This is a genomic window from Pseudomonas macauensis, assembly GCF_047902425.1.
Taxonomy (GTDB): Bacteria; Pseudomonadota; Gammaproteobacteria; order Pseudomonadales; family Pseudomonadaceae; genus Pseudomonas.
In genome coordinates this window covers 4,346,094-4,359,104 of sequence record NZ_CP138377.1, presented here as the reverse complement: position 1 = coordinate 4,359,104, position 13,011 = coordinate 4,346,094, and the positions used below count along the sequence as shown (strand labels likewise).

Genomic DNA, 13,011 nt, shown 5'->3' with positions numbered 1-13,011 from the left:
CGCTTTTTTCTTCCAGCTCTGACTTGCCCGCCACACGGGGAGAAGACGTCAGCCCACGCCAAGGAGAACGACCATGGGTCATTCCACATGGCGCCGCAGCCTGGCCGTCGCTCTTCTCGCGAGCCTGCCGATCGGCGCCTACAACGCTCCCGCCCAAGCCGCCGACGCCCCGAAAGAGGTGCGGCTGGACTACGCCTACTACGCGCCCACCAGCCTCGTGCTCAAGCATTTCGGCTGGCTGGAGAAAGCCCTCAAGCCGCAGGGCACCGAGGTGCGCTGGGTGTTCAGTCAGGGCAGTAACCGCTCGCTGGAATACCTCAATGCCGGCAGCACCGACTTCGCGTCTACCGCAGGCCTGGCCGCGGTGCTCAGCCGCGCCAATGGCAGCCCGCTGAAGACCGTGTACATCGCCAGCCGCCCGGAATGGACCGCGCTGGTAGTACCGAAGGATTCGCCGCTCAAGTCCGTCGCCGACCTCAAGGGCAAGAAGATCGCCGCTACCAAGGGTACCGACCCGTACCTGTTCCTGCTGCGCAGCCTGCAGCAGGCGGGGCTGGACAAGAACGACGTGGAGATCGTCCACCTGCAGCACCCGGACGGCCGCGCCGCGCTGGAGCAGGGCAGGGTGGACGCCTGGGCCGGTCTCGATCCGCACATGGCCGCCAGCGAACTGCAGGCTGGCTCGCGCCTGCTGTACCGCAACGTCGACTTCAACAGTTACGGCGTGCTCAGCGTCACCGAGAAGTTCGAGCGGTCGCAGCCGGAGCTGATCAAGCAGGTCATCGCCGCCTATGAAGAGGCGCGCCAGTGGGCCGTGGCGCATCCGGAGGAGACCGCGAAACTGCTTGCCGAAGAAGCCAAGCTGCCGCTGGAAGTGGCCAAGCTGCAACTCTCGCGCACCGACTTCAGCAAGCCGCTGCCGGGCGCCGAGCAGGTTGCCGCGCTCAAGGCCGCCGCGCCGATTCTGCTCGACGAACAACTGGTGCGGCCAGGCACCGACGTCACCGCCGTGGTCGATCAACTGATCGCACCGCAACTGGCCGGTGAAGTGATCGGTAAGCCCGCCGTCGCCAAGGCGGAGCCCTAAGCCATGCCGACCCAGAGCCTGCGCCTGGCCCGCCAGCGTCGCGCATTCAAACTGCGCTGGCCGCGGCTGAGCTGGCGTGCCTGGCTGGTGCCGCTGCTGTTGTGCGCGGCGCTGGAACTGGCGGTGCGTATCGGCTGGCTCGCCGAGCACCAGATGCCGGCGCCCAGCAGCGTCGCGCTGACGCTCTGGCAACTGGCCCAGGGCGAGCTCTGGAAGCATGTCACCGCCAGCCTGGCACGGGTCGCCGCCGGCTTCTGCATCGGTGCGGCCGCTGCCGTGCTGATCGGCACCTGGGTCGGGCTCAGCCAGCGCGCCGAGGCCTACCTGGAACCGACCTTCCAGGCGCTGCGGGCCATCCCCAGCCTTGCCTGGGTACCCTTGCTGCTGCTCTGGCTGGGCATCGACGAAACGCCGAAGATCGTACTGATCGCCCTCGGCGCCTTCTTCCCCGTCTACCTCTCGCTGGTGGCCGGCGTGCGCAACGTCGACCGCAAGTGGGTGGAGCTGGGCCGGCTCTATCACCTGGCGCCCTTCGCGCTGGTGCGGCGCATCCTTCTACCCGCGGCGCTGCCGAGCCTGTTCACCGGTCTGCGCGGCGCGCTGAGCCTGAGCTGGATGTTCCTGGTCGCCGCCGAACTGATCGCCGCCACGCGCGGCCTGGGCTATCTGCTCAGCGACGGCCGGGAAACCTCGCGGCCGGACATCGTCATCGCCGCCATTCTGGTGCTGGCCGTGCTCGGCAAGCTCAGCGATAGCCTGCTGAAAGCGCTGGAGCACCGCGCGCTGGCCTGGCGCGATACCTTCCTTGGCAATGGTGAGCAGTGATGAGTGCCCTGCTGGAATTGCGCGATATCCGCAAGAGCTTCTCCGGCGTGCGCGTGCTGGATGACGTCAGCCTGAGCCTGGCACCGGGCGAAGTGGTCAGCCTGCTCGGCCCCAGCGGCTGTGGGAAAAGTACCTTGCTGCGTATTGCCGCCGGGCTGGACGACGAGTTTGCCGGTTCCCTGGAGCGCAACCCGCTGCTGGGCTTCGGCCCGGATGGCGACACCGGCCGTGGCGGCGGTGGCATCGGCGTGGTGTTCCAGGAGCCGCGCCTGCTGCCCTGGCTTACGGTGGCGCAGAACATTGGCTTCGCCGACGGCTGGCTGGCCGACGACCACCGCATCGCTCACCTGCTCCGAGACGTGGGCCTGGAGGGCAAGGGCGACCTGTTGCCCAAGCAACTCTCCGGCGGCATGGCCCAGCGCGCGGCCATCGCCCGTGGCCTCTATGGCCGCCCGCAGGTGCTGCTGCTGGACGAACCCTTCAGCGCGGTGGACGCCTTCACCCGCATCCGCCTGCAGGACCTGATCCAGGACCTGGCGGTGGAATATGACATCAGCATCCTGCTGGTCACCCACGATCTCGACGAAGCCTTCTACCTCAGCGACCGCGTCCTGCTGCTGGGCGGCACCCCGAGCCGCCTGCGCCGCGAATTCCCCGTGCCCCTGCAACGCCCGCGCGACCGCCGCGCGGTGGAGCTGGCCTACCTGCGCGGCGAAGCGCTGACCGAGCTGCACCAGTCCCACGTCATCTGACGCTTCCTCGCCCCGTAGGATGGCGTGGAGCACAGCGATACCCATCGAATGGGCTGGTAGCGGGCAACATGGGTATCGCTGCGCTCCACCCATCCTACAAGTGTTCATCTGCAACGATGTGTCATGCGCCTGTTCCAGGCATGGCGGCGTGTATCTATCTAACAAAAAAAGAATAACTAAATGAATAAATAACATTTATTGGAATATGCAATGGGCTGTTAAGGTCTATGCACATTGGTTGGCAGGGCGAGGTTTGAATCGCTCTGATCGTTATAAGGAATCGCGTAAATGTACGTAGTCACCCTTGCCGGCAGCCCGAGCCAGCGTTCCCGTTCCGGCGTCCTCCTGGATGTCGCGCGGAACTGGTTGCATGAGCGTGGCGCCGAAGTGCGTTCCTACGGGGTGCGCGACTTCCCGGCCGAGGACCTGCTGCACGCGCGCTTCGACAGCCCGCGAGTGGTGGAGCTGATCGAACAGGTGGCCCGCGCCGATGGCCTGGTGATCGCAACGCCGGTGTACAAGGCGTCCATCGCCGGCGCGCTGAAGGTCCTGCTCGACCTGCTGCCGGAGCGGGCGTTGAGCCACAAGGTGGTGCTTCCCCTGGCCACCGGTGGCAGCAACGCCCACATGCTGGCGGTGGATTACGCGCTGAAGCCGGTTCTCGCCGCACTCAAGGCCCAGGAGACCCTGCATGGTGTGTTCGCCGAGGACAACCAGGTGCAGTACGCCGAAGGCAGTGCGCCGGCACGGCTCGACCCGGCCCTGGAACATCGGCTGCTGGACGCCCTGGAACAGTTCCATGGCGCCCTGGCGCGCCGCCCCAAACCCATCGACCCGAACCTGCTCAACGAACGGCTGATCAACGCCCGCTGGAGCATCTGATCCCAAAGATACCAACGCCAAGCCCCGACCCGGCAGGCGACGACTCTCGTACAACACGAAAAGGCCCTCACCGTCCCGTCAACGGGACCGCAGGTCCGGCAAGCACACTCGATAAAGGAGCACTCCCATGCGGACCCTCACTTTGCGTAGTGGACTGGCGGCCCTGCTGATCGCGGCCCTGTCCTATAACGCCCAGGCTGAAGAACAACCCGGTACCCTGCGTATCGGCTACCAGAAGTACGGCACCCTGGTGCTGCTCAAGGCTCGCGGCACGCTGGAGAAGCGCCTGGCCGAGCAGGGCGTCAAGGTGCAATGGACCGAATTCCCCGGTGGCCCGCAGCTGCTCGAAGGCCTGAACGTCGGCAGCATCGACTTCGGCGTCACCGGCGAAACCCCGCCGGTATTTGCCCAGGCCGCAGGCGCCGACCTGGTCTACGTCGCCCACGAACCGCCGGCGCCGACCAGCGAGGCGATCCTGCTGCCCAAGGATTCGCCGATCAAATCCCTCGCCGAGCTCAAGGGCAAGAAGATCGCCCTGAACAAGGGCTCCAACGTGCACTACCTGCTGGTGCGCGCCCTGGAGAAAGCCGGCCTGAAATACACCGACATTCAGCCCGTGTACCTGCCGCCGGCCGACGCCCGCGCCGCCTTCGAGCGGGGCAGCGTCGACGCCTGGGTGATCTGGGACCCGTACCAGGCCGCCGCCGAGAAGCAGCTCTCCGCCCGCACCCTGGTGGATGGCACCGGCTTGGTGGATAACCACCAGTTCTACCTGGCGACCCGCCCCTATGCGAATAACCACCCGCAGGTGATCACCACCCTGATCGACGAAGTGCGCTCGGTGGGCCAGTGGTCGCAGCAGAACCCGCAGCAGGTCACCGACCAGGTCGCACCGCTGCTCGGCCTGCCCGCCGACATCACCCTGACCGCCGTGAAGCGCCAGGGCTACGGCGCCCAGCCGATCACCCCGGAAGTCACCGCCGCGCAGCAGAAGATCGCCGACACCTTCACCCAGCTGAAGCTGATCCCCAAGCAGCTGAGCATCAAGGACGTGGTGTGGACGGCGCCGGCCAAGGTCGCTGCCCAGTAACTGATCCGCCTTTTGTAGGAGCGTGCTTGCTCGCGAACCGGCCCAGCTCCAGAACTGCCGGGGAATCCGTTCGCGAGCAAGCTCGCTCCTACGAAGAACAGCAGCAACACGAAATACCCGAACCCCTTCATCGCGCGGCTACGCCACGCCGGCGCGCTTATCTGGAGTAATTGCGATGAGTCTCGACATCTTCTGGTTCCTGCCGACCCACGGCGACGGCCACTACCTGGGTACCGCCGAAGGCGCCCGCGCTGTGGACCACGGCTATCTGCAACAGGTCGCCCAGGCCGCCGACCGCCTCGGCTTCGGCGGCGTGCTGATCCCCACCGGCCGCTCCTGCGAGGACTCCTGGCTGGTTGCCGCCTCGCTGATCCCGGTGACCCAGCGCCTGAAATTCCTGGTCGCCCTGCGCCCGGGCATCATTTCCCCGACCGTGGCCGCGCGCCAGGCCGCCACCCTTGACCGGCTTTCCGGCGGACGCGCGCTGTTCAACCTGGTGACCGGCGGCGACCCGGACGAACTGGCCGGCGACGGCCTGCACCTGAGCCACGCCGAGCGTTACGAAGCCTCCGTCGAGTTCACCCGCATCTGGCGCCGCGTGCTGGAAGGCGAGACCGTCGACTACGACGGCAAACACCTGCAGGTGAAGGGCGCCAAGCTGCTCTATCCGCCGATCCAGCAGCCGCGCCCGCCGCTGTATTTCGGCGGTTCCTCCGATGCCGCCCAGGACCTCGCCGCCGAGCAGGTCGAGCTGTACCTGACCTGGGGCGAGCCGCCGGCCGCCGTCGCCGAGAAGATTGCCCAGGTCCGCGAGAAGGCTGCCAAGCAGGGCCGCAGCGTGCGCTTCGGCATCCGCCTGCACGTCATCGTCCGCGAGACCAACGAGGAAGCCTGGAAGGCCGCCGACCGCCTGATCTCCCACCTGGACCAGGACACCATCGACCGCGCCCAGGCCTCCCTGGCGCGCTTCGACTCCGTTGGCCAGCAGCGCATGGCCGCGCTGCACGGCGGTAGCAAGGACAAGCTGGAAGTCAGCCCCAACCTCTGGGCTGGTGTCGGCCTGGTGCGCGGTGGCGCCGGAACCGCACTGGTCGGCGACGGCCCGACCGTGGCCGCCCGCGTGAAGGAATACGCGGACCTGGGGATCGACACCTTCATCTTCTCCGGCTACCCGCACCTGGAAGAGTCCTACCGGGTCGCCGAACTGCTCTTCCCGCACCTGGATATCGCCCGGGCCCAGCAACCGCAGGCGCGCGGTTACGTCAGCCCGTTCGGCGAGATGGTGGCCAACGACATCCTGCCCAAGGCCGCTTCGGCAAGCTGACAAAACCGTAGGGCGCATAACGCGCAGCGTTATCCGCCGTCGATCCCGAACGGCGGATGAAGCCTTCCGCTTCATGCGCCCTACGACGAATCCGGAGTGATGAGATGAGCATTTCCAACAACCTCGCCCAGCGCCTTGCGCCCTGGGCCCTGCCGGTGGGCCTGCTGCTGATCTGGCAACTGGCCGTGGAAACCGGCTGGCTGTCCAGCCGCATCCTGCCTGCACCCAGCGCCGTCGCCGAGGCCGGCTACCACCTGGTGGTCAGTGGCGAGCTGTGGCAGCACCTGGCGATCAGCACCTGGCGCGCCGCCGTCGGCTTCCTCATCGGCGGCAGCATCGGCCTGGTGCTGGGCCTGATCACCGGCCTGTCGAAGTGGGGCGAGCGCTTCCTCGACAGTTCGGTGCAGATGATCCGCAACGTGCCGCACCTGGCGCTGATCCCGCTGGTGATCCTGTGGTTCGGCATCGACGAGTCGGCGAAGATCTTCCTGGTCGCCCTCGGCACCCTGTTCCCGATCTACCTCAACACCTACCACGGCATCCGCAACATCGATCCGGGCCTGCTGGAGATGTCGCGCAGCTACGGCCTGTCCGGTTTCGCGCTGTTCCGCCAGGTGATCCTGCCCGGTGCGCTGCCTTCGATCCTGGTCGGCGTGCGCTTCGCCCTGGGCTTCATGTGGCTGACCCTGATCGTCGCCGAGACCATCTCCGCCAGCTCCGGCATCGGCTACCTGGCGATGAACGCCCGCGAATTCCTGCAGACCGACGTGGTGGTGTTGGCGATCCTGCTCTATGCGGTGCTCGGCAAGCTGGCTGACCTCGCCGCCCGAGGCCTGGAGCGCGTCTGGCTGCGCTGGCACCCGGCATACCAGAGCAAGGGAGGTGGGGCATGAACGCCGTGAATTCTCTGTCTCAAAAGCAGTTGCCCCAGCAACTCAAGAAAGGCATCCCGCTGGTGGTGGAAGGTGTGGTCAAGCGCTTCGGCGAGCGGGAGGTGCTCAAGGGCATCGACCTGCGCATCCCCGCCGGCCAGTTCGTCGCCATCGTCGGCCGCAGCGGTTGCGGCAAGAGCACCTTGCTGCGCCTGCTGGCCGGGCTCGACAACGCCAGCGAAGGCCAGTTGCTGGCCGGCGCGGCACCGCTGGAGAGCGCCCGCGAAGGCACCCGCCTGATGTTCCAGGACTCGCGCCTGCTGCCCTGGAAACGGGTGATCGACAACGTCGGCCTGGGCCTCAAGGGCGACTGGCGTGGCCAGGCACTGGAGGCGCTGGAGGCGGTCGGCCTGGCCGATCGCGCCAATGAGTGGCCGGCCGGCTTGTCCGGTGGACAGAAGCAGCGCGTGGCCCTGGCCCGCGCACTGATCCACCGTCCACGCCTGCTGCTGCTCGACGAACCGCTGGGCGCACTGGATGCCCTGACCCGCATCGAGATGCAGCAACTGATCGAGAGCCTCTGGCAGCAGCATGGCTTCACCGTGCTGCTGGTCACCCACGACGTCAGCGAGGCTGTGGCCATCGCCGACCGGGTGATCCTCATCGAAGACGGCGAGATCGGCCTGGACCTCAATGTCGAACTGCACCGGCCGCGTGCTCGTGGTTCGGCACGCCTGGCCGCGCTGGAAGCCGAAGTGCTCGAACGCGTGCTGTCGCTGCCGGCGCAGCCGCCCGAGCCGGAACCCGTATCCCCACTGCCCACGCAATTGCGCTGGGCGCTTTGATCCAACGTTCATCCGTATCACGACATTCCCCCAAGGAGCATTGCCATGACCATCAAAGCCATCAACGTCCGCAACCAGTTCAAAGGCACCATCAAGGAAATCATCGAAGGCCCGGTCCTGTCGGAAATCGACGTCCAGACCGCCGCCGGCATCGTCACCTCGGTGATCACCACCCGTTCCGTGCGCGAGCTGGAACTGGCGATCGGTAGCGAAGTGATCGCCTTCGTCAAATCCACCGAGGTTTCCATCGCCAAGCTGTAAGCGCGGTGGTGGAGGAGGGCGGGCAGTCCGGCGACGGGCTGCCCGTTTTCTTTTGTGCAGGCGTGTGTCGGGGCGCGCACTTGGCTTTTGTAGGATGGGTGGAGCGGAGCGATACCCATGCTGTGGGTGGGTGAGGCCGATGGGCATCGCATGTTCCACCCATCCTACGAAAATCTCCCACCTTTGCGTCGGATAGAGCAATTACTCTATTTCCCTTAGACTCCTCTCAAACCAACAAGAAAAAAGGAGTCCCGCATGTCCCTGAGTCCCTCCGCCTTCACCCTGCTCGGCCTGGTTGCCTGGACCGTGCTGCTGGTCCTGCTGCTGGTCAACCAGCGTGGTCTGCTGGTGATGTCCGGCCGCATGAAGGTCAACGTCTTCGCCGCCGACGGCAGCAACACGCCCGGCGCCTTCGGTCAGCGCCTGGTGCGGGCCCACGCCAACTGTGTGGAGAACATCCCGCTGTACGCCGCCGTCCTGCTCTACGCCATGGTCAGCGGCGCGACGCTGGTGACCGATCCGTTGGCCCCGACCCTGCTGGGCGCGCGCATCGTGCAATCGGTGGTGCACCTGATCAGCACCTCGGCACTGGCGGTCTGGATTCGCTTTGCCGCGTTCTTCGTCCAGTTGCTGATCCTGATCTGGTGGCTGCTGCGCCTGTCCGGACTGATCTAGTGTCTTGACTGGGAGCGACGCGGCGTTGACGCCGAGCGACCGGAACAGTTGCGTGTCGCAACTGTTCCTATGGTGCGATACCGCCATGACTTAGCATGGCGAACCGCACACGCGACGAGGCTCCCATGCACGTTTCTTCCGGCCGCTGGCAATTCGGCCTGTTTCTCGCCCTGATCACCGCCGTGCTCTGGGGCATCCTGCCGATCAAGCTCAAGGAAGTCCTGAAGACCATGGACCCGGTCACTGTGACCTGGTTTCGCCTGGTGGTCTCCGGCGGCGTACTGCTCGTCTACCTCACGCTGACCCGCCAGTTGCCGGCGCTGCGCCCCATCGGCCGGCGTGGCGCGGGACTGGTGCTGGCGGCCGTGCTCGGCCTGACCGGCAACTACGTGTTCTATCTGATCGGTCTGCGCATGCTCACCCCCGGCACCACGCAACTGGTGATCCAGATCGCACCGATCCTTCTGCTGCTGGGCAGCCTGCTGGTGTTCAAGGAAAGCTTCAGCGTCGGCCAGGGCCTGGGGCTCGCGGTGCTGATGCTCGGCTTCGGGATGTTCTTCAACCAGCGTCTGGCGGAACTGTTCGGTTCGTTGGGCAATTACACCACCGGCGTGTTGATCGTGGTGTTCGCCGCTTTCATCTGGACTGCCTATGGCCTGGCGCAGAAGCAATTGCTGACGCAGTGGACCTCGGTGCAGGTGATGATGGTGATCTACCTGGGGTGCGCCGCACTGCTCACCCCCTGGGCGCATCCGCTGGAGGCGCTACAACTGAGCCCGCTGCAGGGCTGGCTGCTGCTGGCCTGCTGCCTGAACACCCTGGTGGCCTACGGTGCCTTCGCCGAGGCCCTGGCGCACTGGGAAGCCTCCCGCGTCAGCGCCACGCTCGCCATCACGCCGCTGGTGACCTTCGCCTCGGTGGCGCTGGCCGCTTCGCTATGGCCCGACTACGTGCACCCGGAAAACCTCAATGGCCTGGCTTACGTCGGCGCGTTGCTGGTGGTCAGCGGCTCGGCGCTGACCGCCCTGGCACCCTCGCTGCTGCGCAGCTATCGGGCCCGCCGCCAGCGCCTGGCGGATACTTGAGCAAAGGCCGCCCAATGGGCGGCCTTCTACTTTACGTCTAGGGGGATGGCTTTTCGTAGGGGCGAGCTTGCTCGCGAACCGCCCAACACCGATGCCGCCGGTTAAGTCTGTTCGCGAGCAAGCTCGCTCCTACAGAAAATGGATGCATCTGCTCTCCGGCAGGAGTGGATCTTGTCCGCGAATCGCACCGGGCCCTCTGATGTCACGGCGACTTGGTCCTCAAACGAAAACGGGCGTCCTCAGGCGCCCGTCTCGTTTCCAGCGACCCGATGGCTTACGCCGCCGGACGCACCGCACGATAGACCAGCGCACCGATCACGCCGCCGGCCAGCGGGCCGACCCAGAACAGCCACAGCTGCTTCATGAACAGCGGAGCGGCGAACAGCGCCACGCCCAGGCTGCGTGCCGGGTTCACCGAGGTGTTGTCGATCGGGATGCTGATCAGGTGGATCAGCGTCAGGGTGAGGCCAATGGCCAGCGGGGCAAAGCCGGACGGCGCCAGCTTGTCGGTGGCGCCCATGATCACGAACAGGAACACCGCCGTCAGCAGGACTTCGATGATCAGCGCCGATTGCAGGCTGTAGCCGTTGGGCGAGCCTTCGCCGAAGCCGTTGGCGGCGAAGCCCGCCAGCGGATCGAAGCCGGCCTTGCCGCTGGCGATCAGGTACAGCATGCCGCCGGCAAGGATGCCGCCGACCACCTGGGCGACGATGTAGGGCACCAGCTCGGTGGTGCGCAGACGACCGCCCGCCCACAGGCCCAGGCTGACGGCAGGGTTGAGGTGGCAACCGGAAATTGGCCCGATGGCATAGGCCATGGTGACGACGGTCAGGCCAAAGGCCAGTGCAACGCCCAGTACGCCAATGGCGTGAGCGGCGAAGATGGCGCTGCCGCAACCACCCAATACCAGCCAGAAGGTGCCGATCATTTCGGCGGAAAGTTTGCGAAGCATGCTGCCTCCAGAGGCAAGTCGAGAAGCCCCGGAATTGGGGAGTGCGCATGCTAGGAAAGTCGCGTATCGGCGCGGTGTAGGGCGGTTCCGGCGGTAGTGGGGAATGTTCTGAAGGCTGAACAGATTGCGCGGGGAGCGTCTTCCGCCGAGCTCCTCGGACTTCAATGCCCCGCGCCAAGTGCCTTTCGTAGGAGCGAGCTTGCTCGCGAACGGTGCTTTCCGCCGGCTCTGGCACCGGTCGGTTCGCGAGTAAGCTCGCTCCTACACGTCTATCAGACCTGCGTGCCCAGTTGCTCCGCCCGGCGCAGCCAGGTCTGGCGCTGCTCCTCGCTGGAGCCGCGGATCGGGCTGAACTCCTCCAGATGGTGGAGCTCGATACCGCAAGGCGCGAGGATGCAGCGGGTCATCTGGCGGTGCGCCGGGGCCCCTTGGCGCAGGCGGTAGTGCCAGTGGGTCTGGTCGTGGCTCACCAGCAGGTCGGCGCTGCGCCCGCCCAGCAGCGGTTCGAACTCGCGGGATTCGGCCGAGCGGTAGCGGAAGGCGAAGCCTGGTTGCAGCACGCGGTCGAAGAAGCCCTGCAGCAGCGCTGGCAGGCCGCCCCACCAGACCGGATAGATGAACGCCAGGTGCTGCGCCCAGTGGATCTGCCGTTGCGCCTCCAGCACGTCCGGCTCAAGGGCCTGGCTCTGCTCGTAGCCGCCGCGCAGCACCGGATCGAAGTTCAGCTCGCCGAGCTTCAGGGTGTGCACCACATGGCCCTTGGCGCGGGCGCCCTGAGCGTAGGCTTCCGCCACCGCATGGCAGAAGCCGCCGGGCTTGGGCGAGCCGAGCACCAGCAGCACGCGCTTGCCGTCGCCCTCGATGGGGGTGGCGCCATGCTTGGCCGCATCAACCATTCTGACCCGCCTCCAGCATGGTTTCCGGGCGTACCCACTGGTCGAACTCGGCGTCGGTCAGGTAACCCAGCTCCAGGGCCGTTTCGCGCAGGGTCTTGCCCTCTGCGTAGGCCTTCTTGGCGATCTCGGCGGCCTTGTCGTAGCCGATGTGCGGGTTCAGCGCGGTGACCAGCATCAGGCCGCGTTCCAGGTGCTCGCGCATCTTCGCCGCGTCCGGTTCCATGCCCGCGATGCAGTGGCTGTTGAAGTTGCGGCAGCCGTCGGCGAGCAGGCGCACCGATTCGAGCAGGTTGTGGATGATCACCGGCTTGAACACGTTCAACTGCAGGTGGCCCTGGCTGGCGGCGAAGGTGATGGTCGCGTCGTTGCCGAACACCTGGCAGGCGAGCATCGACAGGGCCTCGCACTGGGTCGGGTTGACCTTGCCGGGCATGATCGAGGAACCCGGCTCGTTGGCCGGCAGTTTCACTTCGGCGAAGCCCGCGCGCGGGCCGGAGCCGAGCAGGCGCAGGTCGTTGGCGATCTTCATCAGTGCGGTGGCCAGGGCCTTCAGGGCGCCGGAGAGGATCACCAGCGGCTCGTGGCCGGCCAGGGCGGCGAACTTGTTCGGCGCCGAGACGAAGGGCAGGCCGGTGAGGTCGGCCAACTCGGCGGCGATGGCATCGGCGAACTCCTTCGGCGCATTCAGCCCGGTGCCGACGGCGGTGCCGCCCTGGGCCAGCTCGTAGACGGCCGGCAGGGCGGCGCGAATGGCGCGCTCGGCGTAGTCCAGCTGGGCGACGAAGGCGGACAGCTCCTGGCCGAAGGTGACCGGCGTTGCGTCCATCAGGTGGGTGCGGCCGGTCTTCACCAGGTCGGCATGGCGCGCGGCCTGTTGGGCCAGGCCGCCGCTGAGCTCGGCGATGGCCGGCAGCAGGTCGTCATGCACGGCACGCGCGGCGGCGAGGTGCATGGCGGTGGGGAAGCTGTCGTTCGAACTCTGCGCGCGGTTCACGTGGTCGTTGGGGTGCACCGGCTTCTTGCCGCCACGGCCGTTGCCGGCGATCTCGTTGGCGCGCCCGGCGATCACCTCGTTGACGTTCATGTTGCTCTGGGTGCCGCTGCCGGTCTGCCAGACCACCAGTGGGAACTGATCGTCGTGCTCACCGGCGAGAACCTCGTCGGCGGCCTCTTCGATCAGGCTGGTGATGTTCTCCGGCAGTTCGCCCAGTTGCGCATTCACACGGGCCGCCGCCTTCTTCACCAGCGCCAGGGCATGTACCACGGCCAGCGGCATACGCTGCCCGCCGATGGCGAAGTTTTCCAGCGAACGCTGGGTCTGCGCGCCCCAATAGGCATCGTCGGGGACTTCGATGGGGCCGAGGCTGTCGGTTTCGGTGCGGCTCATGATGCGTTCCTCCTGGAATGACTCGGCCAGTTTAGGCCGTTGTCGGCGCTCCGGGTTCCGCGTCGGCTCAATGAGCGT

At 66.5% G+C, this 13,011-nt stretch carries 14 protein-coding genes; 11 read left to right on the top strand and 3 right to left on the bottom strand.

The window, feature by feature from the left end; all coding sequences use genetic code 11:
- The first annotated feature begins 73 nt into the window (after nucleotides 1-73).
- The 11 genes from SD196_RS19945 (at nucleotide 74) to SD196_RS19895 (ending at nucleotide 9,698) form a co-directional block, all read left to right on the top strand.
- Nucleotides 74-1,087: an aliphatic sulfonate ABC transporter substrate-binding protein gene (locus tag SD196_RS19945; RefSeq protein WP_331317034.1), complete on the top strand. Its 1,014-nt coding sequence runs from the start codon at nucleotides 74-76 to the stop codon at nucleotides 1,085-1,087.
- A 3-nt stretch (nucleotides 1,088-1,090) separates the two neighbouring features.
- Complete coding sequence (locus SD196_RS19940) at nucleotides 1,091-1,912, top strand: ABC transporter permease (RefSeq protein ID WP_343572525.1); 822 nt, start codon at nucleotides 1,091-1,093, stop codon at nucleotides 1,910-1,912.
- Nucleotides 1,912-2,664, top strand: coding sequence for an ABC transporter ATP-binding protein (locus SD196_RS19935; protein WP_331317038.1), 753 nt, complete (start codon nucleotides 1,912-1,914; stop codon nucleotides 2,662-2,664). Before SD196_RS19940 ends, SD196_RS19935 begins: the two co-directional genes overlap by 1 nt.
- Before the next feature lie 288 nt (nucleotides 2,665-2,952).
- Nucleotides 2,953-3,546 (top strand): NADPH-dependent FMN reductase, encoded by a 594-nt coding sequence (gene ssuE / locus SD196_RS19930; protein ID WP_331317040.1) that lies wholly within the window; start codon nucleotides 2,953-2,955, stop codon nucleotides 3,544-3,546.
- A 127-nt stretch (nucleotides 3,547-3,673) separates the two neighbouring features.
- A complete protein-coding gene (locus SD196_RS19925) occupies nucleotides 3,674-4,636 on the top strand; it encodes a sulfonate ABC transporter substrate-binding protein (protein ID WP_275608119.1) in 963 nt (320 codons plus the stop codon).
- 175 nt (nucleotides 4,637-4,811) lie between these two features.
- On the top strand, nucleotides 4,812-5,960 hold the full coding sequence (gene ssuD, locus SD196_RS19920) for an FMNH2-dependent alkanesulfonate monooxygenase (RefSeq protein ID WP_275608118.1): 1,149 nt from the start codon (nucleotides 4,812-4,814) through the stop codon (nucleotides 5,958-5,960).
- A 104-nt stretch (nucleotides 5,961-6,064) separates the two neighbouring features.
- Entirely contained in the window at nucleotides 6,065-6,853 is a 789-nt protein-coding gene (gene ssuC / locus SD196_RS19915) for an aliphatic sulfonate ABC transporter permease SsuC (RefSeq protein ID WP_343572536.1), read from the top strand.
- Nucleotides 6,850-7,677: an aliphatic sulfonates ABC transporter ATP-binding protein gene (gene ssuB / locus SD196_RS19910; protein ID WP_275608116.1), complete on the top strand. Its 828-nt coding sequence runs from the start codon at nucleotides 6,850-6,852 to the stop codon at nucleotides 7,675-7,677. The genes ssuC and ssuB overlap by 4 nt, the downstream gene beginning before the upstream one ends.
- A 45-nt stretch (nucleotides 7,678-7,722) precedes the next feature.
- Entirely contained in the window at nucleotides 7,723-7,938 is a 216-nt protein-coding gene (locus SD196_RS19905; RefSeq protein ID WP_275608115.1) for a TOBE domain-containing protein, read from the top strand.
- Nucleotides 7,939-8,193: 255 nt separating this feature from the next.
- Nucleotides 8,194-8,613: an MAPEG family protein gene (locus SD196_RS19900; protein ID WP_275608114.1), complete on the top strand. Its 420-nt coding sequence runs from the start codon at nucleotides 8,194-8,196 to the stop codon at nucleotides 8,611-8,613.
- A gap of 125 nt (nucleotides 8,614-8,738) precedes the next feature.
- On the top strand, nucleotides 8,739-9,698 hold the full coding sequence (locus tag SD196_RS19895; RefSeq protein WP_331317048.1) for a DMT family transporter: 960 nt from the start codon (nucleotides 8,739-8,741) through the stop codon (nucleotides 9,696-9,698).
- 274 nt (nucleotides 9,699-9,972) lie between these two features.
- Here SD196_RS19895 and aqpZ read toward each other — a convergent pair whose 3' ends face one another.
- The 3 genes from aqpZ to SD196_RS19880 all read right to left on the bottom strand — a co-directional run bounded on the left by aqpZ (nucleotide 9,973) and on the right by SD196_RS19880 (nucleotide 12,933).
- Nucleotides 9,973-10,650: an aquaporin Z gene (aqpZ, locus tag SD196_RS19890; RefSeq protein WP_343572541.1), complete on the bottom strand. Its 678-nt coding sequence runs from the start codon at nucleotides 10,648-10,650 to the stop codon at nucleotides 9,973-9,975.
- A gap of 272 nt (nucleotides 10,651-10,922) precedes the next feature.
- The gene (locus SD196_RS19885) at nucleotides 10,923-11,546 is read right to left on the bottom strand and encodes an NAD(P)H-dependent oxidoreductase (protein ID WP_331317050.1); all 624 of its coding nucleotides are present in this window, start codon (nucleotides 11,544-11,546) and stop codon (nucleotides 10,923-10,925) included.
- On the bottom strand, nucleotides 11,539-12,933 hold the full coding sequence (locus tag SD196_RS19880) for a class II fumarate hydratase (protein ID WP_331317052.1): 1,395 nt from the start codon (nucleotides 12,931-12,933) through the stop codon (nucleotides 11,539-11,541). Before SD196_RS19880 ends, SD196_RS19885 begins: the two co-directional genes overlap by 8 nt.
- Nucleotides 12,934-13,011: the final 78 nt, after the last annotated feature.

Coding starts and splice junctions, on each gene's coding strand:
- ssuB (WP_275608116.1), top strand. CDS start 6,850: ATGAACGCCGTGAATTCTCTGTCTCAAAAGCAGTTGCCCCAGCAACTC.
- SD196_RS19885 (WP_331317050.1), bottom strand. CDS start 11,546: ATGGTTGATGCGGCCAAGCATGGCGCCACCCCCATCGAGGGCGACGGC.
- SD196_RS19905 (WP_275608115.1), top strand. CDS start 7,723: ATGACCATCAAAGCCATCAACGTCCGCAACCAGTTCAAAGGCACCATC.
- SD196_RS19925 (WP_275608119.1), top strand. CDS start 3,674: ATGCGGACCCTCACTTTGCGTAGTGGACTGGCGGCCCTGCTGATCGCG.
- ssuC (WP_343572536.1), top strand. CDS start 6,065: ATGAGCATTTCCAACAACCTCGCCCAGCGCCTTGCGCCCTGGGCCCTG.
- ssuE (WP_331317040.1), top strand. CDS start 2,953: ATGTACGTAGTCACCCTTGCCGGCAGCCCGAGCCAGCGTTCCCGTTCC.
- SD196_RS19940 (WP_343572525.1), top strand. CDS start 1,091: ATGCCGACCCAGAGCCTGCGCCTGGCCCGCCAGCGTCGCGCATTCAAA.
- SD196_RS19895 (WP_331317048.1), top strand. CDS start 8,739: ATGCACGTTTCTTCCGGCCGCTGGCAATTCGGCCTGTTTCTCGCCCTG.
- SD196_RS19900 (WP_275608114.1), top strand. CDS start 8,194: ATGTCCCTGAGTCCCTCCGCCTTCACCCTGCTCGGCCTGGTTGCCTGG.
- SD196_RS19945 (WP_331317034.1), top strand. CDS start 74: ATGGGTCATTCCACATGGCGCCGCAGCCTGGCCGTCGCTCTTCTCGCG.
- aqpZ (WP_343572541.1), bottom strand. CDS start 10,650: ATGCTTCGCAAACTTTCCGCCGAAATGATCGGCACCTTCTGGCTGGTA.
- ssuD (WP_275608118.1), top strand. CDS start 4,812: ATGAGTCTCGACATCTTCTGGTTCCTGCCGACCCACGGCGACGGCCAC.
- SD196_RS19880 (WP_331317052.1), bottom strand. CDS start 12,933: ATGAGCCGCACCGAAACCGACAGCCTCGGCCCCATCGAAGTCCCCGAC.
- SD196_RS19935 (WP_331317038.1), top strand. CDS start 1,912: ATGAGTGCCCTGCTGGAATTGCGCGATATCCGCAAGAGCTTCTCCGGC.